Source organism: Streptomyces sp. NPDC056628, assembly GCF_042792555.1.
Lineage (GTDB): Bacteria > Actinomycetota > Actinomycetes > Streptomycetales > Streptomycetaceae > Streptomyces.
Window position 1 is genome coordinate 1 of sequence record NZ_JBHTWG010000006.1, and the last position, 23387, is coordinate 23387.

The window sequence follows — 23387 nt, forward strand, 5'->3', positions numbered from 1 at the left end:
CCATGGCCTCCGCCGGTAAGACCCTGGTCGAGCTGTTCGGTCTCGCGCGCGAGCTGAACATCGACGCCGAGGGCATCGACATGGGTCCGTCCCCGACGGACGCCGCGCTCGCCGCCGATCTGGCGCTGCCGATCGAGGAGCTGGAGCTCACCGTTCGGTCGTACAACTGCCTCAAGCGCGAGGGCATCCACTCCGTGGGTGAGCTCGTGGCCCGCTCCGAGGCCGACCTCCTCGACATCCGCAACTTCGGTGCGAAGTCCATCGACGAGGTCAAGGCGAAGCTGGCCGGCATGGGCCTGGCCCTCAAGGACAGCCCGCCCGGATTCGACCCGACCGCCGCCGCGGACGCCTTCGGCGCGGACGACGACGCGGACGCCGGGTTCGTCGAGACCGAGCAGTACTGAGAGCTCGGGCCCGACGGGTTCGATGTTGGCTGCGGACCGGCCGTGGCTGGTCCGCACTTCCCCGCGCTCCTCTGGGGCGCGGGGTCTCCGACGAGCAAACCCGCTCGCTCGGATACTGACCCCGGTACCTGATACGGCCGGGGCAGACACACAGGAGAAAGAACATGCCGAAGCCCACCAAGGGTGCCCGTCTGGGCGGCAGCGCCGCGCACGAGAAGCTCCTCCTCGCGAACCTGGCGAAGAGCCTCTTCGAGCACGGCCGGATCACCACCACCGAGGCGAAGGCCCGCCGTCTGCGGCCGTACGCCGAGCGTCTGATCACCAAGGCGAAGAAGGGCGACCTTCACAACCGCCGTCAGGTGCTCCAGGTCATCACGGACAAGGGCATCGTCCACACGCTCTTCACCGAGATCGGCCCGCGGTACGAGAACCGTCCGGGTGGCTACACCCGGATCACGAAGGTCGGTAACCGCCGTGGCGACAACGCGCCCATGGCTGTCATCGAGCTGGTCGAGGCGCTGACGGTCGCCCAGGAGGCCACCGGTGAGGCCGAGGCCGCCACCAAGCGTGCCGCCAAGGACACCGAGGCAGCCGAGACCAAGGTCGACACGACCAAGGCCGACGAGGCTCCCGCCGAGGAGTCGAAGGACGCCTAGTCCGGGCTGTTCGATCGCGGGTCCGTCCCTTCCGGGGCGGGCCCGCTTTCGTGTCGCTGAGAGGATCTACGGGTGAGTGACGAAGTGGAACCCGGATACGTACGGCTGCGCCTCGACCTGTCGTACGACGGCACCGAGTTCTCCGGGTGGGCCAAGCAGGCCGGCGGGCGGCGGACCGTGCAGGGGGAGATCGAGGACGCGCTGCGGACCGTCACACGGTCCGGGGACACCACGTACGAGCTGACCGTCGCGGGGCGGACGGACGCCGGGGTGCACGCGCGCGGGCAGGTCGCGCACGTGGACCTGCCGCGCGCGGTGTGGGCCGAGCACAGCGAGAAGCTGCTCAAGCGGCTCGCCGGACGGCTGCCCAGGGACGTGCGCGTGTGGGCGCTGCGCGAGGCGCCCGCCGGATTCGACGCCCGGTTCTCCGCGGTGTGGCGGCGGTACGCCTACCGCGTGACCGACAACCCCGGGGGCGTCGATCCGCTGCTACGCAACCACGTCCTGTGGCACGACTGGCCGCTCGACGTGGACGCCATGAACGAGGCGGCCCGGCGGCTCCTCGGGGAGCACGACTTCGCGGCCTACTGCAAGAAGCGGGAGGGCGCCACGACCATCCGCACCCTCCAGGACCTGAGCCTGGTGCGCGGGGACGACGGGATCGTCACGGCGACCGTGCGGGCGGATGCGTTCTGCCACAACATGGTGCGCTCGCTCATCGGGGCGCTGCTGTTCGTGGGGGACGGGCACCGGCCCCCCGACTGGCCCGGCAAGGTGCTCGCCGCCGGTGTCAGGGACTCCGCCGTGCACGTCGTACGGCCGCACGGGCTGACCCTCGAAGAGGTCGGCTACCCGGCGGACGAGCTGCTCGCCGCGCGGAACAAGGAGGCGCGCAACAGGCGGACGCTGCCCGGCGCCGGCTGCTGCTGAGTTCAGTCCCGGTCCCAGGTGGCCAGCGTGTCGACGAGGGCGTCGGCGGCGTCGTCGGCGTCGGGGCCGTCCCCGCGGGCGACGGGGGCGAGCTCCACGTGCAGGAACAGGGCGTGCCGGCGCTCGGCGGACCTGCCCTGCACGTTGGCCGTGCCCTCCAGCGGGCAGCGGGCCGACCAGCCGCGGCAGACCCGCAGGCCGTCGGCCTCCAGCCGGTCCGCCAGGGCCGTGGCCTCGCCGGGCGCGCTGCCGGCCGCGCCGCCGGACACGATGGCCTCGTAGGGACGCTGGCGGGTCCGGGCGAATCCGTGCAGCTGGAGGCCGGGCACCCCGCGCTTCTGCAGTTCCTCGACGACCGTGTGGAAGGCGCTGTCCTCGCGGTGGGCCACGTCCGCGGTGCCGGAGCTGCCGGCCCTGCGGTGGGCGCCGGCCAGGACGAGCGCGCCGGACGGGGTGTCCTCCAGCAGCCGGACGCCCAGTTCCTCGGTGTCGCGGTCGGAGACCGGGTGGGGCACCTGGACGTTCCAGCGCAGGGTGGAGTCGGCGTTCAGATAGAGGCGTCCCCAGTGCGCGGCGTCGCCGTCGGGCCGGGTGGCGGCTATCTCGTCGTAGCGGCGGCCGGAGTCGGTGTCGGTGAGGCGGGTCACGGAGAGGCCGAGCGGGGAGAGCCGGCGCTCCGCCTCCGCGGCGTCACCGTCGAGCAGCGCCCCCACGCCGTCCGCCAGCCGCTCACGTTCGTCGTCGCCGGGCGGGGCGTAGTCGCCGTCGGGGGCGAAGTCCGCCGTGTACGTGAGGATGCGGCTGCGTAGATCGACGAGTTCGCGGGCCTGCGGAGCCGATGGTTCCGGGTGCTCGGCGGACGTCGAGTCGCAGGCGGCCAGTGCGAGGGTCAAAACCGCCGGGGCAAGAATGCGAGTGAAACGTGATCTTCTTGTGATGAACGAGGGCGATCGAGGTGTGAGTGGCATGTGAGTATGTCGCGGTGACATTCCGTAAGTCTCTCCGTATAGGTCGCTCGGTGGCGGTTCTGGGGGCTTTGGCGGGCCTCGTGGCCGCCTGCACCTCCTCCGAGCCGTCCGGGGCCCAGGTGAAGCCGGGGGGCCGCTCGTTCACCGTCGCCGCCGCGGGTGATGTGCTCATCCACCCCGAGCTGATCGACCAGGCGGCCAAGGACGCCAAGAAGACCGGCAAGGGGCGGGCCGGGCTGGACTTCGGACCGCTGATGGCGGGTGTGAAGCCCATCATCAGCAAGGCCGACCTGGCCATCTGTCACATGGAGACGCCGGTCGGCACCCCCAAGGGACCCTTCGAGGGGTACCCCGAATTCCTGGTCCCGCCGCAGATCCTCACGACCCTCAAGGACGTGGGGTACGACACCTGCTCGACGGCCTCCAATCACACCTTCGACCACGGCCTCAAGGCCGTGAAGCGCACCCTGGACGCGATGGACAAGGCGGGTCTGGGACACACCGGGTCCGCGCGGACGCCCCAGGAAGCAGAACAGATCAACATCCGGGACGTCAACGGCGTCAAGGTCGCTCACCTGGCCTTTTCGTGGGAGTCGTTCCTGAACCCCACGCCCGAGAAGCAGAAGTGGGCGTTCAACCGGATCGGCATCGACGCGATCAAGAAGGCCGAGGCGCGGGCCCGCAAGAAGGGCGCCGAGGTCGTGATCCTCTCCGTCCACTGGGGTCTGGAGCACTACAACGAGCCCAGCGTGCCGCAGCTGAAGCTGGCCGAGCGGATCACCAAGGAGACCGGGGTCGACCTGGTGATCGGCCACCACGCCCACGTCGTGCAGCCCATCCAGAAGGTCAACGGCACCTGGGTCGCCTACAGCCTCGGCAACCAGGTGGCCCGCCACTCCTCGCCGACCGGCCTCACCGAGGAGGGCGCGATCGGCTGGTTCGAGTTCAAGGAGACGACGGACGGCTGGAAGGTCGACGCGCGCTACCGGACCACGCTGGTCGACATCCCGCCGGAGCTGGAGGCGGGGGAGAAGGCCCCGGAGGGCGCGGTCGTCGACCACCGGCTGGTGGACGTGCAGGACGCGCTCGACCACCCCGGAGACCTGTCCGAGGACAGGATCGCCCGCTACCGGCTGGCCGCCGACCGGACGCGAGGCTTCCTCTACAACCGGGGCGCACCCGGCGGCGACGGCCTCGAGCCGCTGTCCCTCGGGAAGTGACGAGGGACACAACAAGCTCTTACGTGCCGGAGCCCAACCCCAGCGCGTGTCGGAAGTCTTTTAAAGGGACGGCGTCTCATGCCCGCGTCAGCGGTGGCTCCTGCGAGCGCCTGAGTAGTGAAGAGGCGAAGGAAACCACCGGTGACTCCAACCCAAGCATCCGCGCGTCCCGGACGCGGCGGTCGGCGGCGCATGCGCAGACGCGCGGACATGCCGCTGCTGGGCGGCGTTCGACCGCCGATCGCGCTGCTGTGCCTGCTGATCGTCGCCCTGGCCGGGCTGACCGCGAAGGTGCTGGGCCCGGGCGGCGACCCCGTCGTCCCGCAGGCGGTGCTGGGCTCCCAGCAGCACTTCGCGGAGGACGGCGCCATCGCCCTACGCGCGTCGATCGACGAACGGGTCACCGACCTGAACCGCACCGCGGCCGTGCTGACCGCCGGCAGGTCCGCGGACCCGGAGCGCGTGCTGTCGGACCTGAGCGACACGTACCAGAAGTGGACCGGCACCACGGTGCTGGACCTGGAGAGCGGCAAGGTGCTCGCCGCCAGGGGGGAAACGATTCCCCTCGGCTGGCTCGACAAAGACGTGCTCAAGGGCGACAACGCCCTCACCCCGCGCATGGTCCGGCTGAAGACCGGCGACGTCCGGCTGATGACCATGGCGCTCCTCGACTGGAAGGACCGCCCGCAGCAGCTCCTCATCGCCTCCAACAGCCTGTCCGTGCCCGCCATCAACCTGGGCCCGTTCCGCTCCATGGCGGTCGTGGCCCGGGGCGGCGAGGTCCTCGCCACGGCCGGTTTCGAGCAGGCCGAGGCGCTGAACTCCGACGCCGAGCGCGACGAACTGACCTTCCTCCAGAAGCAGATGAGCCGCCTCTCCGAGGGGGCCGCCAAGGAGACCGAGCAGGACCCGGTCAGTGCCCGCGAGCCCGGCTCCCACGGCTACCCCGGCGTCAGCGGGACCCTGCTCGGCGACTCCTACAACGGCCGGATCGCCACCGCCGGCTACGCCTCCCTCGCCTCCGCCGACCCCGAGCAGCGCAAGAGCGTCGGCGCGGGCCTCGGCCTGACCGTCGTGGCCATGCTGCCCGTGGTGCAGGAGGAGGCCGCCGGTCAGGAGCGGGAGCTGTACGGGCTGATCACGGCGGGCGTGCTCGTCGTCGTCGGCCTGCTCGCGGCCGCCCTGCTCTGGAGGGCCGTGCAGCACCCCCTGCTCGCCCTCTTCCTGGAGTCCCGCCGGCTCGCCCGCGGCGATCTGACCCGGCCCGTCGCCGTGCCCCGCTGGGGCGAGGCCGCCCGGGTCGGCGCCGCCCTGGAGCGGCTGCGCGCGCAGCTGGCCGGCGGGGACGTGGAGCCCTCGACGCAGCGCACCGGCCGCCGCGGCCGGTTCGGGCTGCGGGTGCCGCTCGCCCTGACGGCCGTACTGCTCCTGCTGTGGTGCGTCCCGGTGGGGCTGCTCCTCAACCGCACGGACGCCTCGGTCAGCGTGCCCAGCACCATGGTCAACGACCAGCGCGACCGCACCGACCTCGTCGCCGACCGGGTCCGCCGGGCGCTGAACGAGGCCCAGGCCGACCTCGCGTCCATGACCCGGCTGATCGACCCGGCCGACCCCGGCGCCGCTTCCGATGTGCTGTCCGAGGCCCTGCGCGAGCACGCCCGCTACGGCTCCCTGTACGTCATCGACCGGGGCGGCGAGGTGATCGCGCGCGCCGGCGCCACTCCGCAGGCCGGCTGGGGCGGCGACGAGGAGACCAAGGGCCAGGACGCCCGGCTCATCCGTGTGAGCGGCGAGGGCGGCAAGAAGCCGGTCATCCAGGCCGCGGCCGCCCTGCCGGACCAGAAGGGCATGACGCTCGTCGGCGAGATCCGCGTCGAGTTCCTGAACTCGCTGCTGGCCCGGCCGGGCCTCGGCGAGGTCCGCGTGGTCGACGCCCGGGCCAGGACCATCGCCGCGAGCGACGGCTTCCTCGCCTTCGAGGGACTGCCGCGCGACGCGCTCACCGACCTCGTGCGGGCCGGTGGCGTCAAGGTCGGCGCCGGTCCCGTGGAGAACGGCCTGCTCATCCGCGAGGGCCGCTCCGTCACCGTCGCCGCGGCGGCGCCGTTCTCCGGCGGCGGTGTGGCCTCCGACGTCGGCTGGACCGTCGTGAGCTGGCAGAACGCCAAGCACTTCGAGATCGCCGCGTACGAGCGCGAGGACCGCAGCGTGCTCGCCGGGATGCTCGGGCTCGCCCTGATCGTGGTCTGCCTGGGCTGGATCCACCTGGTCGTGGTCCGGCCGCTGCGCGCCCTCGCGAGCAGCGCCGAGAAGCTGGCCGAGGGCGACCTCAAGACCGTGCTGTACCCCCGCTACCACGACGAGGTGGGGGCCGTCGTCCGCAGCCTCGAACTGGTCCGCCAGCAGTTGCAGGCCCGCAGGCAGAACCAGGCGCGCCGGACTGCCGAGCCCCGGCCCGGCGCCGGAGGAAGGTGACCGGACGTGCTCTATCTCTACGTCGTGCTGCTGATCGGCGGGGTGTCCCTGCTGGTGGCCGGCATCATCGAGCAGCGCAGGCACTACGCCGCCCTGCACACCATCCCCGCGCGGGTGCTGGTCAACGGCATCCGCGGCAAGTCCTCCATCACCCGGCTGTGCGCGGGCGCCCTGCGCGGCGGTGACCTGGTCACCGTGGCCAAGACGACGGGCACCGCGGCCCGCTTCATCCACCCGGACGCCACGGAGGAGCCGGTCTACCGCAAGTTCGGCATCGCCAACGTCGTCGAGCAGATCGGCATCGTCCGCCGGGCCGCCACCTACCGCCCCGACGCCCTCGTCATCGAGTGCATGGCGGTCATGCCGGCGCTCCAGGAGGTCAACCAGAGCAAGCTGATCCGCTCGACGATCGGCGTGCTGTGCAACGTCCGCGAGGACCACCTCGCCGAGATGGGCCCGACCCTGGACGACGTGGCGCGCTCGCTGTGCCGCTCCATGCCGGAGGACGGCATCTGCGTCACCGCGGAGAAGGAGCGCTTCCACATCCTCCAGGAGGAGGCGGACGCCCGGAACTGCAAGCTGATCTACGCGGACCCGGAGACCGTCAGCGACGAGGAGCTGCGCGGCTTCAGCTGGTTCACCTTCAAGGAGAACGTGGCGATCGCCCTGGTCGTCGCGGAACTGCTGGGCGTCGAGCGCGAGGTCGCGCTGCGGGGCATGTACGACGCCCCGCCGGACCCGGGTGTGCTCTCCGTGGAGCGCTATGTCGCCCCCGACGGCAAGCGGCTCGCCTTCGCCAACGTGTTCGCGGCCAACGACCCCGAGTCGACGCTGATGAACATCAACCAGCTGCTCGACCTCGGCGCGATCCGCCGCCCGCTGAACGTCGTGATCAACTGCCGCCCGGACCGGGTGGAGCGCAACGGGCAGATGGGGGAGATCATCCCGGACCTGCAGCCGGACAACGTCTTCGTCATCGGCCACCCGGCCAAGAGCGCCATCGACGCCATCCCCGCCGACTGGCGCGACCGCGCGGTCGACCTCGGCGGCGAGCGCCGCTCGGCGGACGAGTTCATGCCGACCCTGCTGGACCGGATGGCCGACGGCTCCTCCCTGGTCGCCATCGGCAACATCCACGGACAGGGCGAGGAACTGCTGGAGTACCTGGCCGAGCTCCCCGCCGACGAGAGCGCGGTGGAGGAGGTCCCCGAGGCGGTGGCCAGCGCACCGCAGCAGGCCCAGCGCCTCGACCCGTACGCCTCCTACCCCACGGCCTACGAGGAGCGGTACCAGGCCTCGCAGACCCAGGAGATCCCGGTGGTCCGCCTCCCGCAGCAGCCGACCGCGCCGTACGGCGACACCGCGGCGGCCTACGCCAGCGCGCCCGGTCAGCAGCGGGCCGACGGCTGGGACGCGCGCGACGGGGCGTACCCGGCGCAGGGCGGACACGGCCCGGCGGCGGCGCCGTACGGACAGCAGCCGGTGCAGCGGCAGCCGGGCCCCGGCGCGGAGCCCGCGCCCGGGCAGGCCGGCTGGTTCCGGTCCCCGCCGGTGCGCCGGCCGAGCGCGCCCCAGCAGCCCGCGCGTCCGCAGCTGCCGCAGGGCGCCGGCCCGGACGGGCACCCCGGGCAGCCCTACGGCACGGGCCGGGCACCGGGGCAGCCGCACCCCGACGAGCACCAGGGCCGGCCACCGCGCCCACCGGCCGGCGACGGCGGACACCACCCGCGCGCCTGATCCCGCGGGGCGGCCGCCCCGCAGGCCGCCCGCCCCGCCCACGAACCCGCACCCCTCTGTCCGGAGACCCCGTTGACCACCGCCGCCCTGACCCCCGAGATGGCCGCCCTGGGCATCGCCATCGGCCTGTTCTTCTCGCTGCTGTGCTATCTCACGACCAATCTGTCGCCCGGCGGAATGATCACCCCCGGCTGGATCGCGCTCACCCTCATCGAGGACCTCCAGCGCGCGGCCATGGTGGTCGGCGTCACCGCCCTCACCTACGGCGGCACCAAGATCATGCAGCGGCTGGTGATCCTCTACGGCAAACGGCTGTTCGCCGCGGTGGTGCTGCTCGGCGTACTCCTGCAGGCCACGGTGATGATCGTGCTCTCGCTGGAGTTCCCGCTGCTCTACGGCAACCAGACGCTCGGCTTCATCGTGCCGGGCCTGGTCGCCTACCAGATGGTGCGCCAGCCCAAGGGGGCCACGCTGCTGGCCACCGGAACGGTGTCCCTGATGGCCTACATCGTCGTCGCCGCCGGCCTGCTGCTCGGCGTCATGCCGACCGTCTGAGATCCGAGGAGCAATCGATGGCAGGGAAGAAGAAGTCGAGGCCCGTCGTCACCGGCCTGGTGCTGCTGGCGCTGGTCGGCACCTCCGGCTACCTCACGGTGGAGCTGCGCAAGCAGGAGGACCCGGGCATCGCCGAGGTGCGCAACGTCGGCGTCCTGGAGGGCGGCCGCAGCACGGGGGCCAGTGAGGGCAGGACGACCTGGTCGCGGCTGGAGAACCCGGCGCGCTCGGTGCTGCGCGGGGCCGACGGCCAGATCAAGGCCGTCTTCACGGACGGCGCGCGCATGGCGACGCTGACCGGCCCGGCCCGCACCTTCCAGGAGCCCGCGTCGACCTCGTCCAAGGTGAGCACCACGGACTGGGTGCGGCTGATGCCGGAGCCGTGGACCAAGGGCGCGGAGAAGAAGAAGTGGTTCAAGGACTGGTACGCCGAGTACCAGGACAGCAAGGAGGACGACATCTTCGCGTTCGCCTTCCAGTACGTGGCGGGCGCCCCGGAGAAGAAGGACGAGCAGGGCGTCGTCTACGCCGGTGACGCCAACTTCGGGCCGCTGAACACCACCGGCGCCGAGGGCGGCGACCTGCGCCTGGAGCAGTCCGACTTCTACGACTACCTCCAGGTGCCCTACCCCTTCCGGGACGGCACCGTCGGGCAGCCGGAGCCGATGCGCGCCAAGTCCATCGACTGCTCGGGCTTCATGCGCATGGTGCTCGGCTACCGGGCCCGCTTCCCGCTGATGTCCACCGACACCTCCGGCGACGGCCTGCCCCGCACCGCCAACGGCATGGCCCGCTCCAAGGCGGGCGTCGACATCCTGCCGCTCACCGGAATCTCCGCGAAGGACCGGCCCTCCGCGATCGACCAGCTCCAGCCGGGCGACCTCGTCTTCTTCAAGCTGGACACCCGCACCGGCGAGCGTCTGGACCACGTCGGCATGGTCCTCGGCCACGACACCGAGGGGCACCTGATCTTCGTGTCCAGCCGCGAGGAGGTCAACGGACCCACCATCGGCGACGTCGGCGGCGTCTCCCGGCTCGACGGCAACGGCTACTACGCCAAGACGCTGCGCAGCGCCAAGCGGCTCTGAGCCGGGCCGGGTTCCCCGGCCCGGTGGAGCCCGCCGGTGCGGCGGCCGGTCACTCGCCGGCCGCCGCCGACGCCTGCGCCTCGCCGCGCCGGCGGATCTGACGGAAGGTGAACTCCGCGAGGTCGTCACCGGCCTTGAAGGCGGCGGTGTCCTTGTCCGTCATGTTCCGGCCGTCGGTGAAACCGGTGATGGTGAAGTAGGCGTACCGGCCGTAGGAGTTGGACGTCGAGCGGCAGACCGCCGCGGTGCAGAAGTCCTTGACGCCCTTGCCGGACAGCGACCGGACGATGTCCTTCTTCGTGTCGACCTTGCCCTTGACCTTCTGGGCCTTCGCCTCGGTGTCGAAGACGGCCACGCCGACGGTCACCGCGATGCCGTCCTTGACGTAGGAGACCCGCATGAAGCGGGTGCAGCCGCCCTCGGCGAGGAGCTTCGGCAGCCCGCCCTTGGTGGCGGCGGAACAGTTCTTCGTGTCGTCCGTCGCACCCTTCTTGTAGACCGTCTCCCCCATGGTCAGCTGGGTGCCGGGGAAGAGGATCTGGGCGCCGAGCGGGGCCGTGTCCTTGTTCTTGCTGGCGATGAAGTCCTTCGGGTCCAGCGGCGGCGGGGCGCTGGTCGGCGCGAACGACGGGGCCGCCGCCGACTCACCCGGCAGGTCGGCCGTCGAGGGCAGGCCGGTAGCCGGCTTGCCGGACGCCGAGTCGTCCCCGTTCGCCGACACCACCGCCACGGCGACGGCCGCACCGATGGCGACGGTGGCCAGTGCGCCACCGCCGATGAACAGCAGCCGGCGCCGCTTGTTGCGGGTCTCCGACGCCTCGGCGAGCGCCGCCCAGTCCGGGGTCTGGTCGGTGCCGCCGTCCCACGGCTGCTGGGAATGCGGTTTCCAGGGATCCCACTGGGACGGGGGTCCCCCCTGCTGCCCGTAGCTCATGGGGCGCATCTTAGACGGACCTCGGGTGTGCCGGTCCGCCCCAAAGGGCCCTTCGGCACCTAGCGTTCAGGGCGTGAGCGAGCGCAAAAGCGACATCTCCGGGTGGTTGGTACGACGGGCGTCCTGGCCGCTGTGGGTCGCACTGGTCGCCGTGCTGGGAGCCCTCGTGACGCGCACGGCCCGGCTGACCTCGCGCGGAGGGATGGACAACGCCATCGTCGTGCGCGCGGCGAAGGCGTGGCTGGACGGCGGCTCGCCGTATGACGACCCCCACTTCCTCTATCTGCCGAGCGCGGTGCTGGCCGCGGCCCCGCAGGTGCTGCTGCCGCAGGCCGTGCTGTGCGTGCTGGCGCCCCTCGTGGTGACCGGGTGCCTGGTGGGGGGGTGGATCTGCGCGCTGCGGCTGCACGGCGTCCCCCTGCGCAGCCGTTTCGCGGCCCTCGGCCTGCTCGCGCTCGCGGCGGGCTTCGCCCCCTTCGCCCACCTCGTCTGGCTGGGCAACTGGACGGCGACCGCGGCCCTGGCCCTGCCCCTGGCGCTGCTGCTCGCGGGGCGCGGGCGGTGGGTGGCCGCGGCGGCGGTGCTCGGGGCGGCGGTGGCGCTGAAGCCGCTGCTCGCGCCGATGGGCCTGCTGTTCGTGTTCGCCCGGCGGTGGCGGGCCCTGGGCCTGCTGGTCGCGGTGCCGGTGGCGGCCTCGGCCGGCGCGGCCCTGACGCTGCCGGACCCCGCGGGGTTCTTCACCCGGACCGTGCCGTTCCTGCTCGGCGGCGAGGACCGGTTCGTCCGGCTCTACGAGGCGTCCCCGGCGGCCGTGCTGCCCCGGCTGGGGGTGCCCGCGGCGCCGGCCGGGGCGCTTGCCTTCGCACTGGCCGCGGCGGGCCTGGTGTGCGCCCACCGGCGCTGGCGCGGCGGCGGGGGACCGCTGCGGTACGCGGAGACCGGGGCGCTGCTGATGCTCTCGGCGTTCCTGGTCTCCAGGCCGTCGTACGACCACTATCTGCTGGTCCCGGTGCCGCTGCTGCTGGCGGGGCTGCCCTACGCGGCGTCGGTGTCCCGCACGGTCTGGTTCTGGATGGCCCTGCTGCCGCAGCTGCCCGGGGTGACCTGGCCCTATCTGGAGGCGGGGGAGCGCCGGGCCTTCCGGGACGCCGTGACGCTGTGCGCCCTGGCGGTGACGCTGGGCCTGCACTCCTGGCGCCGGGCCGGCCGGCAGGCGGCGCCTGCCGTGCCCGTCCCGTCCTCGCGGGCGGCGGCGGCGCCGAGCGGCGCGGCCGGTGTGTGACCGGGCAGGCCCCGGGGTCGTCTACTCTGGACCCGGAACAGTGGCGCCGGCCGCGGGCAACCCGTTTTGACCCGGCTGGGGCGCCGCAGGTATCCTGCATGTTCGTTGTGTATTGGCTTGCTCATTCTCACGGGACGGGCCCTTACACCGGTCCACCGGGCCGATGACCAGCAACCCCACGTACGCGGTATGCGTCGCCGCAGTGGCTCAGGCTGTCGTGATCGTTTCGGTGACCTGTTCAGGACCATTCACTCGAAGCGAAGGCTACGAACCGTGCGTACGTACAGCCCCAAGCCCGGCGATGTGACGCGCCAGTGGCACGTCATCGACGCTCAGGACGTCGTCCTGGGTCGTCTCGCCACCACTGCCGCGACGCTCCTCCGGGGCAAGCACAAGCCGATCTACGCGCCGCACGTCGACGCTGGTGACTTCGTCATCATCATCAACGCCGACAAGGTGCACCTCTCCGGAAACAAGCGGACCCAGAAGATGGCGTACCGCCACTCCGGCTACCCGGGTGGTCTGCGCTCCGTCCGCTACGACGAGCTCCTCGACAAGAACCCCGAGAAGGCCATCGAGAAGGCCGTCAAGGGCATGCTCCCCAAGAACACGCTGGGCCGTCAGATGCTCTCGAAGCTGAAGGTCTACAGGGGTGACCAGCACCCGCACGGCGCGCAGCAGCCGCAGCCGTACGAGATCACCCAGGTCGCGCAGTAAGTCCGGCCACCACCTAAGACTGAAGAGAATCTGAGGAGAATCGTGGCCGAGACCACTGCCGAGCAGCCGCTCGAAGAGCTTGACATCGACAGCTACACCACCGAGTCCGAGGTTCCGGTGGAGGGCGAGTACACCTCCGAGTCCCTCGCCTCGCGCTTCGGTGAGCCCCAGCCGGCCGCCGGCCTGGGCCGTCGCAAGAACGCCATCGCCCGTGTCCGGATCGTCCCGGGCACCGGCAAGTGGAAGATCAACGGTCGCACCCTCGAGGACTACTTCCCGAACAAGGTGCACCAGCAGGAAGTCAACGAGCCCTTCAAGGTGCTCGAGCTCGAGGGCCGTTACGACGTCGTCGCCCGCATCGCGGGTGGCGGTGTCTCCGGTCAGGCCGGTGCGCTCCGTCTCGGTGTCGCCCGTGCGCTGAACGAGGCCGACGTCGACAACAACCGCGGCCCGCTGAAGAAGGCCGGCTTCCTCAAGCGCGACGACCGTGCGGTCGAGCGCAAGAAGGCCGGTCTCAAGAAGGCCCGCAAGGCCCCGCAGTACAGCAAGCGCTAAGCGCCGGCTGCCTCTGCACGTACTCCGGTACTCCGAACGCCCCGGCGGCACACCACTGTGCCACCGGGGCGTTCGTCTTATCACCGGACGCGGGCGTATAACGGCACGAGGCGTTCAAAGGCTTGTGTGATCCGATGCTCAGGCATGGAATGCCTGGAAGCGGGAGCCACCGGCGGCAGGCGGCAGGGCGCGCGCCGGCTCCGCTTTCCGGGTAGTGAAGTTTCCTCAGGAGGACAAGTGGGACGACTCTTCGGCACGGACGGCGTGCGGGGTGTCGCCAACGCGGATCTGACGGCCGAGATGGCTCTCGGTCTCTCCGTGGCGGCGGCGCACGTACTGGCCGAGGCGGGCACCTTCGCAGGCCACCGGGCGACCGCGGTGGTCGGGAGGGACCCGCGCGCGTCCGGGGAGTTCCTGGAGGCCGCCGTGGTCGCCGGCCTCGCGAGCGCCGGGGTGGACGTCCTGCGTGTCGGTGTGCTGCCGACGCCCGCGGTGGCGTACCTCACGGGTTCGCTCGGCGCCGACCTCGGTGTCATGCTCTCCGCCAGCCACAACGCCATGCCCGACAACGGGATCAAGTTCTTCGCCCGCGGCGGCCACAAGCTCGCCGACGAACTGGAGGACAGGATCGAGTCCGTGTACGACTCGCACCGGCACGGCGAGCCGTGGGAGCGGCCGACGGGCGCGGGCGTCGGCCGGGTGCGTGACTACGGCGAGGGTTCCGACGATTACGTCGGGCACCTCCTCGGGGTGCTGCCCAACCGCCTGGAGGGCCTGAAGATCGTCCTCGACGAGGCGCACGGCGCCGCGGCGGGTGTGTCACCGGAGGCGTTCCGGCGGGCCGGTGCCGAGGTCGTCACCATCGGGGCCGAGCCGGACGGGCTCAACATCAACGACGGCTGCGGGTCCACCCACCTGGACAAGCTGAAGGCCGCCGTCGTCGAGCACGGCGCCGACCTCGGTGTCGCGCACGACGGGGACGCCGACCGCTGCCTGGCCGTGGACCACACCGGTGACGAGGTGGACGGCGACCAGATCCTCGCCGTGCTGGCGCTGGCCATGCGGGAGCGGTCCGTTCTGCGGTCCGACACCGTGGTGGCGACCGTGATGTCCAACCTGGGCTTCAAACTGGCGCTGGAGCGCGAGGGCCTGAAGCTGGTGCAGACGTCCGTCGGCGACCGGTACGTGCTGGAGGAGATGAAGGAGCACGACTACGCCCTCGGCGGCGAGCAGTCCGGGCACGTCATCATCCTCGACCACGCCACCACCGGCGACGGCACGCTGACCGGGCTGCTGCTGGCGGCCCGTGTCGCGCAGACCGGACGCTCGCTGCGGGAACTGGCCGGGGTGATGGACCGGCTGCCGCAGGTGCTGATCAACGTCCGCGACGTGGACAGGTCGCGGGTGAGCACGTCGGCGGAGCTCTCGGCGGCCGTCACCGAGGCCGAGCGCGAACTCGGGGCCACCGGACGGGTGTTGCTGCGCCCCTCGGGCACCGAGCCGCTGGTGCGCGTGATGGTCGAGGCGGCCGACATCGAGCAGGCGCAGTCCGTGGCCGGACGGCTGGCCGACGTGGTGAAGTCCGCGCTCGGCTGACACCGTGCCGGAGGTGTGCCGGACCGCGCGGCCATGAAGGGGCGCGCGGTCCCGAGCCCCCGACAGGCGCCGTCCTAGACGGCGTTGACCTTGCGCGGCTGCCGGGACCAGGACCACTTCTGCAGCAGCAGCGTGAGCGTGCCCGCCAGGACGATGCCCAGCAGGTTCAGCAGGAGCTGTTGCGAGGAGCCCAAGGTCTGCCGGGTGTCGCCGTAGCTGAGGGCGACGGCCGCGTTGGCGGCGGCCGGCACCGTCGTCACCGAGATGGCCACGCCCACCAGGGCGCCGGACTTGGCCGAGGTCAGCGAGAGGGTGCCGGCGATCCCGGCGAGGACCGCCACGATGAACGAGAACCAGTCGGGGGCGTAGACGAAGGCCGTGTTGGGCCGGTCGGCCTCCAACTGCCGTTCGGAGAACAGCCCCAGCGCGTCCATGAACCAGCTGAAGCCCACGGTGACCGCCATCGCGGCGGCGAAACCGGCGATGAGCGCGATCACCGAGCGCAGGGCCAGCCGGGGCCGGCGCTGCACCATCGCCGTGGAGATCCCGGCCAGCGGCCCGAACTCCGGGCCGACCGCCATCGCCCCGACGATCAGCACCGCGTTGTCCAGCACGACACCGCAGGCGGCGATCATGGTGGCCAGGGTGATGAACGCCAGATAGGTCACGGAGAGCGTCGACTCCTCGTGCGTGGCCTCCGTCAGGTGGTCCCACAGCACCGCGTCCGCGGCCTCGCCGGGCGCGTCCTTCTCGGCCCGTTCGGCCCGCCGGGACAGCGACAGGTCGACGTTCTCCACGGCGATCGCCCCGTCGTCCTCGATGCCCAGGCGCTGGAGCCCGGTGAGGAGCGCGTCGGCCGCCTCGCGCGCCACGTCGCACAGGACGAGGTCCCCGGCGGGGTCGCGGGCGGCACCGGCCAGGACGACGAGATGGGCCGTCCCCACCGTCCGCTCGATCAGCCGGACGACGTCCTCGGTCCGTTCGGGCGGCGAGATCAGCCGGAAGTGGAGCATGGGAGCAGGGTAGCCGTCACAGTTTGCGCAGGCTCAGCCGCTGCACCTTGTGGTCGGGGCCCTTGCGCACGACGAGGGTGGCCCGGCCGCGGGTGGGGGCGATGTTCTCCACCAGGTTCGGCTTGTTGATGGTCCGCCACATCGTGCGCGCGTAGTCCAGGGCCTCGTCCTCGGACACCTGGGTGTACTTGCGGAAGTACGAGGACGGGTTCTGGAAGGCGGTCTCGCGCAGCCGCTTGAAGCGGTGGAGGTACCAGCTCTCGATGTCCTCGGTGCGGGCGTCGACGTACACGCTGAAGTCGAAGTAGTCGGCGAGACCGACCCGGGTGCGGCCGTCCTTGCCCGGGAGGGCGGGCTGGAGCACGTTCAGGCCCTCGACGATCAGGATGTCGGGCCGGCGCACCGTGAGCCGTTTGTCCGGGACGATGTCGTAGATGAGGTGCGAGTAGACGGGGGCGGTGACCTCGCCCTTGCCGGCCTTGATGTCTGCGACGAACCGGGTGAGCGCCCGCCGGTCGAAGGACTCCGGGAACCCCTTGCGGGACATCAGGCCGCGCGCCTGGAGCTCCCGGGTGGGCAGCAGGAAGCCGTCGGTGGTGACCAGTTCCACGCGCGGGTGCTCGGGCCAGCGCGACAGCAGCGCCTGCAGCAGACGGGCCACCGTGGACTTGCCCACCGCGACCGAGCCGGCGACCCCTATCACGAAGGGGGTGCCGGACTGGGAGCCCTGCTCCCCGAGGAAGGTGTTCAGCGCGCCGCGGAGGCCGTCGGTGGCACCGACGTAGAGGTTGAGGAGGCGGGAGAGCGGGAGGTAGATGTCCCGCACCTCGTCGAGGTCGATGACGTCGCCGAGGCCGCGCAGCTTCTCGACCTCCTCCGCCGTGAGCGGCAGCGGGGTCTTGTCGCGCAGCGCACTCCACTCCGAGCGGGTGAGGTCCACGTAGGGAGTCGCCTCCGGCCGCTGCCGGTGGGCGCTCCGGGGGATCGAGGAGACCGGAGAGATCACAGTCCATTGTTACGGCAGTACGAACGGACGGCGGGGTGGGATCCGTCACTCGGCGGCGATCCGGCTGCTTCCGGGCGCCGAGGGCGTTCGTACCACCGTAGGAATTTCCGAAATCGGGCACGATTCGGCCCTTCGGGCTCAGGCTCCGGCCGTAGGCTGCCGCGCATGTGCGGAATCGTGGGTTACGTGGGGTCGCAGTCGGCGCTCGACATCGTGATGGCCGGACTGAAGCGGCTGGAGTACCGGGGGTACGACTCGGCCGGGGTCGCCGTGCTCGCGGACGGCGGGCTGGCGGCCGGGAAGAAGGCCGGGAAGCTCGTCAACCTGGAGAAGGAACTGACGGAGCGGCCGCTGCCGACGGGCACGACGGGCATCGGGCACACCCGCTGGGCCACGCACGGCGGACCCACGGACGCCAACGCCCACCCGCACCTCGACAACGCCGGACGGGTCGCCGTCGTCCACAACGGCATCATCGAGAACTTCGCCGACCTGCGCGCCGAGCTGGCGGAGCGCGGCCACGACCTGGCCTCCGAGACGGACACCGAGGTGGTCGCCCATCTGCTCGCCGAGGAGTTCTCGGCGACGGCCGACCTCGCCGAGGCCATGCGGCTGGTGTGCCGCCGGCTGGAGGGCGCCTTCACGCTGGTGGCCGTGCACGCCGACGAGCCGGACGTCGTGGTGGGCGCGCGGCGCAACTCGCCGCTCGTGGTGGGCGTCGGTGAGGGCGAGGCCTTCCTCGCGTCGGACGTCGCCGCGTTCATCACCCACACCCGCTCGGCGATCGAGCTGGGCCAGGACCAGGTGGTGGAGCTGCGCCGGGACGCGGTGCGGGTCACCGGGTTCGACGGGCGGCCGGCGGACGTGCGGTCCTACCGGGTCGACTGGGACGCCGCCGCCGCGGAGAAGGGCGGCTACGACTACTTCATGCTCAAGGAGATCGCCGAGCAGCCCAAGGCGGTCGCCGACACCCTGCTGGGGCGCATCGACGCGGCCGGCTCGCTCCGGCTGGACGAGGTGCGGATCAGCGCCTCCGAGCTGCGCGAGGTCGACAAGGTGGTCATCGTCGCCTGCGGCACCGCCTTCCACGCCGGGCTCATCGCCAAGTACGCCATCGAGCACTGGACGCGCATCCCGTGCGAGGTGGAGCTGGCGAGCGAGTTCCGGTACCGGGACCCGATCATGGACCAGCAGACCCTGGTCGTCGCCATCTCCCAGTCCGGGGAGACCATGGACACCCTCATGGCGCTGCGCCACGCCCGCGAGCAGGGCGCCCGGGTGCTGGCGATCTGCAACACCAACGGGTCGACGATCCCGCGCGAGTCGGACGCCGTGCTGTACACGCACGCCGGGCCGGAGGTGGCGGTCGCCTCGACGAAGGCGTTCCTGACGCAATTGGTCGCCTGCTATCTGGTGGCGCTGTACCTGGGGCAGGTGCGGGGCACCAAGTGGGGCGACGAGATCCGGGCGGTCGTCCGGGACCTCTCGCAGATCTCCGGCGCGGTCGACCGGGTGCTGGAGACCATGGAGCCCGTGCGGGAACTGGCCCGCGGCCTCGCCGCGAAGAACACGGTGCTGTTCCTCGGCCGGCACGTGGGCTACCCGGTCGCCCTGGAGGGCGCCCTGAAGCTGAAGGAGCTCGCCTACATGCACGCCGAGGGCTTCGCGGCGGGCGAGCTGAAGCACGGTCCGATCGCCCTGATCGAGGACGACCTGCCCGTCGTCGTGGTCGTGCCGTCGCCGCGGGGCCGGTCGGTCCTGCACGACAAGATCGTCTCCAACATCCAGGAGATCCGGGCCCGGGGCGCGCGCACCATCGTCATCGCGGAGGAGGGGGACGAGGCGGTCGTGCCGTACGCCGACCACCTCATCCGCATCCCGGCCACCCCGACCCTGCTCCAGCCGCTGGTGGCCACGGTGCCCCTGCAGGTCTTCGCCTGCGAACTGGCGACGGCCCGCGGCAACGAGGTGGACCAGCCGCGCAACCTCGCGAAGTCGGTGACGGTGGAGTAGGCGGGCGGAAGCCCATCGGATCTCTTGGCGTGCGCCGGGACGGCCGGCTCGTCGGGACCGAGCCCGTGGCCGTCGCCGCCGAGGGGGCGCGCTCGGCGGGTTGTCGGTGGCCGCACGTCGACTCCGGCGCTGACCCGGCGGCCCCCCGAATCACCCCAACACGTCCCGCCACGCCTGCGGGATGCCCTCCGCCACGTCATGCGCGGCCAGCGGGGCGCCGTCCGCCGCGAACCGGGCCGACAGTCCGTGCAGATAGGCCCCGACGCTCGCGGCGTCCAGCGGGGCGAGGCCCGCCGCGAGCAGGGAGCCCGCGAGGCCCGACAGGACGTCGCCGCTCCCGGCCGTGGCCAGCCACGAGGTGCCCGTGGGGTTCACCCGGACCGGGCGGGTGCCCCCGGCACCGGCCACCAGGGTCGTGGACCCCTTCAGCAGGACGGTCGCCGTGTAGCGCGCCGCCAGTTCCCGGACCGACGTCAGCCGGGCCGCCTCGACCTCCTCGCGGGTGACGCCGAGCAGCGCCGCCGCCTCCCCGGCGTGCGGGGTCATCAGCGTCGGCGCCGTCCGTGTCCGTACCGCCTCCGGGTCCGCCAGCCGCAGGCCGTCGGCGTCGATCAGCACCGGCACGTCCGTCGACAGGACCTCGGCGACCGTCGCCGCGTCGTCCCCGGCGCCCGGCCCGACCACCCAGGCCTGCACCCGCCCGGCCTTCCGCGGCCCCCCCTCCGACACCAGGGTCTCCGGGAACCGGGCGATCACCGCGTCACCGGCCGGGCCGACGTACCGCACCGCACCGGCCCCGCCGCGCAACGCCCCCGACACCGCGAGCACGGCGGCCCCCGGATAGCGGGCCGAACCGGCCGCGATGCCGACGACCCCCCGGCGGTACTTGTCGGACTCCGGCGCCGGCACCGGCAACAGCAGCGCGACGTCCGCGTGTTGCAGCGCCTCCAGCTCCACCGCGTCGTGCGGCAGCGTCAGCCCGATGTCGACGAGCCGCACCACACCGGCGTGTTCACGTGCCGGGTCGATCAGCAGCCCCGGCTTGTGCGTGCCGAACGTGACGGTGAGGTCCGCCCGCACCGCCGTTCCCCGCACCTCACCGGTGTCGGCGTCCACACCGCTCGGCAGGTCCACCGCGACCACCGGCACCCGGGCCCGCTCCGCCGCGTGTGCCAGCGCCGCCGCCTCCGGGCGCAGCCCGCCCTTGCCGCCGATCCCGACGATGCCGTCCACGACGAGGTCGGCGCGCTCGATCAACTCCCGGCCCGCGTCGGCGCCGGCGCTGCGGCCGCCCGCCTTGCGCAGCGCGGCCAGGCCGCCGGGGTGCGCCCGGTCCGGGGAGAGCAGCACCGCCGTGACGCCCGCCCCGCGCCGGGCCAGCCGGGCCCCGGCGTACAGGGCGTCGCCGCCGTTGTCGCCGCTGCCGACCAGCAGCACGATCCGGCTGCCGTACACCCGGCCCAGCAGGTCCGCGCAGGCCGCGGCGAGTCCGGCCGCCGCCCGCTGCATCAGTGCGCCCTCGGGGAGCCGTGCCATCAGCTCCCGTTCGGCCGCCCTCACCGTCTCCACGCCGTAAGCAGTCCGCATACGACCGAGTCTGACGCACGGGGCGCGGCCCGGCGCATCGAATCAGCCCTCGGCGATCACCACCGCCGAGGCGACCCCGGCGTCATGGCTGAGGGAGACGTGCCAGGACCGCACGCCGAGTTCGGCCGCGCGGGCCGCCACCGTGCCGCGCACCCGCAGCCGGGGCCGTCCGCTGTCCTCGACGTAGACCTCGGCGTCGGTCCACAGCAGGCCCGCCGGCGCGCCGAGCGCCTTCGCGAGGGCCTCCTTGGCGGCGAAGCGCGCGGCGAGCGAGGCGATGCCCCGGCGTCCACCGCCGGGCAGCAGCAACTCGCTCTCCAGGAACAGCCGTTCGGCCAGCCCGGGCGTGCGGCGCAGCGCCGCGTCGAACCTGTCGATCTCGGCCACGTCGATGCCGACCCCGATGATGCTCATGGCGAGCACCTTACGGTTCCTCCTTCGGGTGACCCCGCCGCGCGGCGCCTCCCGTCGGGCCCGCCGCGCACGCTTCCCTGTGCGCATGATCAGCGGACGTATCGCCTGCCGGAGCATCGCCGTGATGCTCGCGGCGGCCTCCTTGCTGCCCGTCGGCAGCGCCTCGGCGGACCCCGAGCCCCCGGCCACCGGACCGGGTGCCGGCCTCGTACCGGGTGTCCCCCTCGACATGCTCCCGCTCGCCCCGGCCGACACCTCGGACCAGGCCCTGCCGCCGAAGGTGTACGAGCCCAGCGCCGAGGAGGACGCCGTCGAGCCGAAGGACGCCCCCGACGCGACGCACGACCTCGTCGAGTACGTCACTCCGATGGACGCCCTCGGGGGTGTCAGGTGCAGCGACGAGACGGGTCCGTACCAGCGGGAGGCCGAGCGGTGGCTCGGGCTGAAGGCGGACGGCGAGCAGTCGGCCGCCGACTGCCGTGCCGTCCGCCGCTTCCAGGTCAAGCACAAGATCAAGCCCGCGATCGGCTTCGCCGGGCCCGTCACCTGGGCCACCATGCGGCTGGAGTCCGCCCGCAAGAACCCCAACGCCGCCGGGAAGTGCCCCGTGCGGGCGTACCGGGTCGCCTGCGTGGACCTCGACCGGCAGATCGCCTGGGTGCAGACGGGCCGCCAGGTCGTCTTCCAGCCGGTGTCCGTGCGCAGCGGACGCAAGGGCTACGGCACCCGCGTCGGATGGCACCGCGTCTACTGGAGGCACAAGAACCACGTGTCGACGCTCTACAACAGCCCGATGCCGTACGCGCAGTTCTTCGACGGCGGCCAGGCCTTCCACGGTGTCTACGGCAGCATCTTCACCGAGGTCGGCTCCATGGGCTGCGTCAACCTGCGCCTGGACGACGCCCGCGCCCTGTGGAAGCTGCTGAGGAACGGCGACCGCGTCTACGTGTGGGGCCACCGCACGGAGGGCTGAGAGGTGCCCGAGGGGGTCCGGCACGACGGCGTCGCCGGGCCCCTCTGAGACACTGGGGGCGCGATGACGAAGACAGCACCACAGCGGACCGCGCCCGCGCGTGCCCGCGCCGAGATCGATCTGGCCGCCCTGCGGGCCAATGTGCGGACCCTGCGCGGCCGCGCCCCCGGCGCCGCCCTGATGGCCGTCGTCAAGGCGGACGCGTACGGCCACGGGGCGCTGCGCTGTGCCCGCGCCGCGCTGGAGGCCGGGGCGTCCTGGCTGGGCACGGCCACCCCCGAGGAGGCCCTCGCGCTGCGGGCCGCCGGGATCCAGGGCGTGCGGATGATGTGCTGGCTGTGGACGCCCGGCGGACCCTGGCAGGAGGCGATCGAGGCCGACCTCGACGTGTCCGTCAGCGGGATGTGGGCGCTGCGCGAGGTCACCGAGGCCGCCCGGCGGGCCGGGACGCCCGCGCGGGTGCAGCTCAAGGCCGACACCGGCCTGGGGCGGGGCGGCTGCCAGCCGGGGGACGACTGGGCCGAGCTGGTCCGTGAGGCGCTGCGCGCCGAGGCCGACGGGCTGATCCGGATCACCGGGCTGTGGTCCCACTTCGCCTGCGCCGACGAGCCGGGCCACCCCTCCATCGCCGCCCAGCTCGACCGCTTCCGGGAGATGACCGCGTACGCCGAGGAGCGGGGCGTGCGCCCCGAGGTGCGGCACATCGCGAACTCGCCGGCCACGCTCACGCTCCCCGAGAGCCACTTCGACCTGGTGCGCACCGGCATCGCCATCTACGGCATCTCGCCGAGCCCCGCGCTGGGCAGCCCCGCCGACCTGGGGCTGCGTCCGGTGATGACCCTCTCGGCGTCCCTGGCCCTGGTCAAGCACGTGCCCGGCGGGCACGGCGTCAGCTACGGGCACCACTACGTCACCCCCGGCGAGACCACCCTCGGCCTCGTCCCGCTCGGCTACGCCGACGGCATCCCGCGGCACGCCTCCGGTGCCGGGCCCGTCCTGGCCGGCGGCAAGTGGCGGACGGTCGCCGGGCGGGTCGCGATGGACCAGTTCGTCGTCGACCTCGGCGGGGACGAGCCGGAGGCGGGCGCGCGGGCCGTGCTGTTCGGACCGGGCGACGGCGGGGAGCCCACGGCCGAGGACTGGGCGCAGGCCACGGGAACCATCGCCTACGAGGTCGTCACACGCATCTCCGCGCGCGTTCCCCGCGTCTATGTGGACGAGGGCCGGTAGCCGCGGCCGCTGGTTCCGGGCGAACCGCGGTGTG

The 23387-nt window shown here is 72.4% G+C and carries 21 protein-coding genes; 15 read left to right on the plus strand and 6 right to left on the minus strand.

The features are described 5' to 3' along the window. The 3 genes from ACFRAC_RS10625 to truA all read left to right on the plus strand — a co-directional run. On the plus strand, positions 1-404 hold a 404-nt coding region (locus ACFRAC_RS10625; protein ID WP_382923255.1), incomplete at its 5' end, for a DNA-directed RNA polymerase subunit alpha C-terminal domain-containing protein. Positions 405-568: 164 nt separating this feature from the next. After that, positions 569-1060, plus strand: coding sequence for a 50S ribosomal protein L17 (gene rplQ / locus ACFRAC_RS10630; RefSeq protein ID WP_382923257.1), 492 nt, complete (start codon positions 569-571; stop codon positions 1058-1060). Positions 1061-1132: 72 nt separating this feature from the next. Beyond that, on the plus strand, positions 1133-1990 hold the full coding sequence (truA, locus tag ACFRAC_RS10635; protein WP_382923259.1) for a tRNA pseudouridine(38-40) synthase TruA: 858 nt from the start codon (positions 1133-1135) through the stop codon (positions 1988-1990). A 2-nt stretch (positions 1991-1992) separates the two neighbouring features. On the opposite strand, the gene ACFRAC_RS10640 is transcribed toward truA, so the two are convergent. Beyond that, complete coding sequence (locus ACFRAC_RS10640) at positions 1993-2883, minus strand: hypothetical protein (RefSeq protein ID WP_382923261.1); 891 nt, start codon at positions 2881-2883, stop codon at positions 1993-1995. 125 nt (positions 2884-3008) lie between these two features. Between ACFRAC_RS10640 and ACFRAC_RS10645 the strand changes: the two genes are divergently transcribed. The 5 genes from ACFRAC_RS10645 to ACFRAC_RS10665 all read left to right on the plus strand — a co-directional run bounded on the left by ACFRAC_RS10645 (position 3009) and on the right by ACFRAC_RS10665 (position 10033). Then, complete coding sequence (locus ACFRAC_RS10645; RefSeq protein ID WP_382923263.1) at positions 3009-4178, plus strand: CapA family protein; 1170 nt, start codon at positions 3009-3011, stop codon at positions 4176-4178. 210 nt (positions 4179-4388) lie between these two features. Then, positions 4389-6653 carry a HAMP domain-containing protein gene (locus tag ACFRAC_RS10650; protein ID WP_382923719.1) on the plus strand — a complete coding sequence of 755 codons (2265 nt, stop codon included), beginning with the start codon at positions 4389-4391 and terminating at the stop codon, positions 6651-6653. Between the two features lie 6 nt (positions 6654-6659). Beyond that, positions 6660-8390: a poly-gamma-glutamate synthase PgsB gene (pgsB, locus tag ACFRAC_RS10655; RefSeq protein ID WP_382923265.1), complete on the plus strand. Its 1731-nt coding sequence runs from the start codon at positions 6660-6662 to the stop codon at positions 8388-8390. Between the two features lie 72 nt (positions 8391-8462). Continuing rightward, a complete protein-coding gene (locus ACFRAC_RS10660; protein WP_062664017.1) occupies positions 8463-8945 on the plus strand; it encodes a poly-gamma-glutamate biosynthesis protein PgsC/CapC in 483 nt (160 codons plus the stop codon). 17 nt (positions 8946-8962) lie between these two features. Further along, the gene (locus ACFRAC_RS10665; RefSeq protein ID WP_382923267.1) at positions 8963-10033 is read left to right on the plus strand and encodes a C40 family peptidase; all 1071 of its coding nucleotides are present in this window, start codon (positions 8963-8965) and stop codon (positions 10031-10033) included. Between the two features lie 49 nt (positions 10034-10082). On the opposite strand, the gene ACFRAC_RS10670 is transcribed toward ACFRAC_RS10665, so the two are convergent. Beyond that, a complete protein-coding gene (locus ACFRAC_RS10670; RefSeq protein WP_382923269.1) occupies positions 10083-10967 on the minus strand; it encodes a hypothetical protein in 885 nt (294 codons plus the stop codon). 73 nt (positions 10968-11040) lie between these two features. On the opposite strand from ACFRAC_RS10670, the gene ACFRAC_RS10675 reads away from it, so the two are divergent. From ACFRAC_RS10675 to glmM, 4 genes are all read left to right on the plus strand, one after another. Then, a complete protein-coding gene (locus ACFRAC_RS10675) occupies positions 11041-12249 on the plus strand; it encodes a glycosyltransferase 87 family protein (RefSeq protein ID WP_382923271.1) in 1209 nt (402 codons plus the stop codon). Between the two features lie 273 nt (positions 12250-12522). Continuing rightward, positions 12523-12966 carry a 50S ribosomal protein L13 gene (gene rplM, locus ACFRAC_RS10680; RefSeq protein ID WP_382923273.1) on the plus strand — a complete coding sequence of 148 codons (444 nt, stop codon included), beginning with the start codon at positions 12523-12525 and terminating at the stop codon, positions 12964-12966. Positions 12967-13008: 42 nt separating this feature from the next. Then, positions 13009-13521 (plus strand): 30S ribosomal protein S9, encoded by a 513-nt coding sequence (rpsI, locus tag ACFRAC_RS10685; RefSeq protein WP_019754544.1) that lies wholly within the window; start codon positions 13009-13011, stop codon positions 13519-13521. Between the two features lie 237 nt (positions 13522-13758). Beyond that, the gene (gene glmM / locus ACFRAC_RS10690; RefSeq protein ID WP_382923275.1) at positions 13759-15117 is read left to right on the plus strand and encodes a phosphoglucosamine mutase; all 1359 of its coding nucleotides are present in this window, start codon (positions 13759-13761) and stop codon (positions 15115-15117) included. 74 nt (positions 15118-15191) lie between these two features. Here glmM and ACFRAC_RS10695 read toward each other — a convergent pair whose 3' ends face one another. Both ACFRAC_RS10695 and coaA read right to left on the minus strand, forming a co-directional pair. Further along, on the minus strand, positions 15192-16130 hold the full coding sequence (locus tag ACFRAC_RS10695) for a DUF389 domain-containing protein (RefSeq protein ID WP_382923277.1): 939 nt from the start codon (positions 16128-16130) through the stop codon (positions 15192-15194). A gap of 16 nt (positions 16131-16146) precedes the next feature. Then, positions 16147-17136, minus strand: coding sequence for a type I pantothenate kinase (coaA, locus tag ACFRAC_RS10700; RefSeq protein ID WP_361347699.1), 990 nt, complete (start codon positions 17134-17136; stop codon positions 16147-16149). A 165-nt stretch (positions 17137-17301) separates the two neighbouring features. Between coaA and glmS the strand changes: the two genes are divergently transcribed. Beyond that, entirely contained in the window at positions 17302-19149 is a 1848-nt protein-coding gene (gene glmS / locus ACFRAC_RS10705) for a glutamine--fructose-6-phosphate transaminase (isomerizing) (RefSeq protein ID WP_382923280.1), read from the plus strand. A gap of 150 nt (positions 19150-19299) precedes the next feature. Here glmS and ACFRAC_RS10710 read toward each other — a convergent pair whose 3' ends face one another. Both ACFRAC_RS10710 and ACFRAC_RS10715 read right to left on the minus strand, forming a co-directional pair. Further along, a complete protein-coding gene (locus tag ACFRAC_RS10710; RefSeq protein WP_382923282.1) occupies positions 19300-20736 on the minus strand; it encodes an NAD(P)H-hydrate dehydratase in 1437 nt (478 codons plus the stop codon). Between the two features lie 42 nt (positions 20737-20778). Beyond that, a complete protein-coding gene (locus ACFRAC_RS10715) occupies positions 20779-21150 on the minus strand; it encodes a holo-ACP synthase (RefSeq protein ID WP_361347689.1) in 372 nt (123 codons plus the stop codon). 85 nt (positions 21151-21235) lie between these two features. Here ACFRAC_RS10715 and ACFRAC_RS10720 point away from each other — a divergent pair, with 85 nt between their 5' ends. After that, positions 21236-22123 carry a L,D-transpeptidase family protein gene (locus ACFRAC_RS10720; RefSeq protein ID WP_382923284.1) on the plus strand — a complete coding sequence of 296 codons (888 nt, stop codon included), beginning with the start codon at positions 21236-21238 and terminating at the stop codon, positions 22121-22123. 63 nt (positions 22124-22186) lie between these two features. Further along, positions 22187-23353 carry an alanine racemase gene (gene alr, locus ACFRAC_RS10725; protein WP_382923286.1) on the plus strand — a complete coding sequence of 389 codons (1167 nt, stop codon included), beginning with the start codon at positions 22187-22189 and terminating at the stop codon, positions 23351-23353. Positions 23354-23387: the final 34 nt, after the last annotated feature.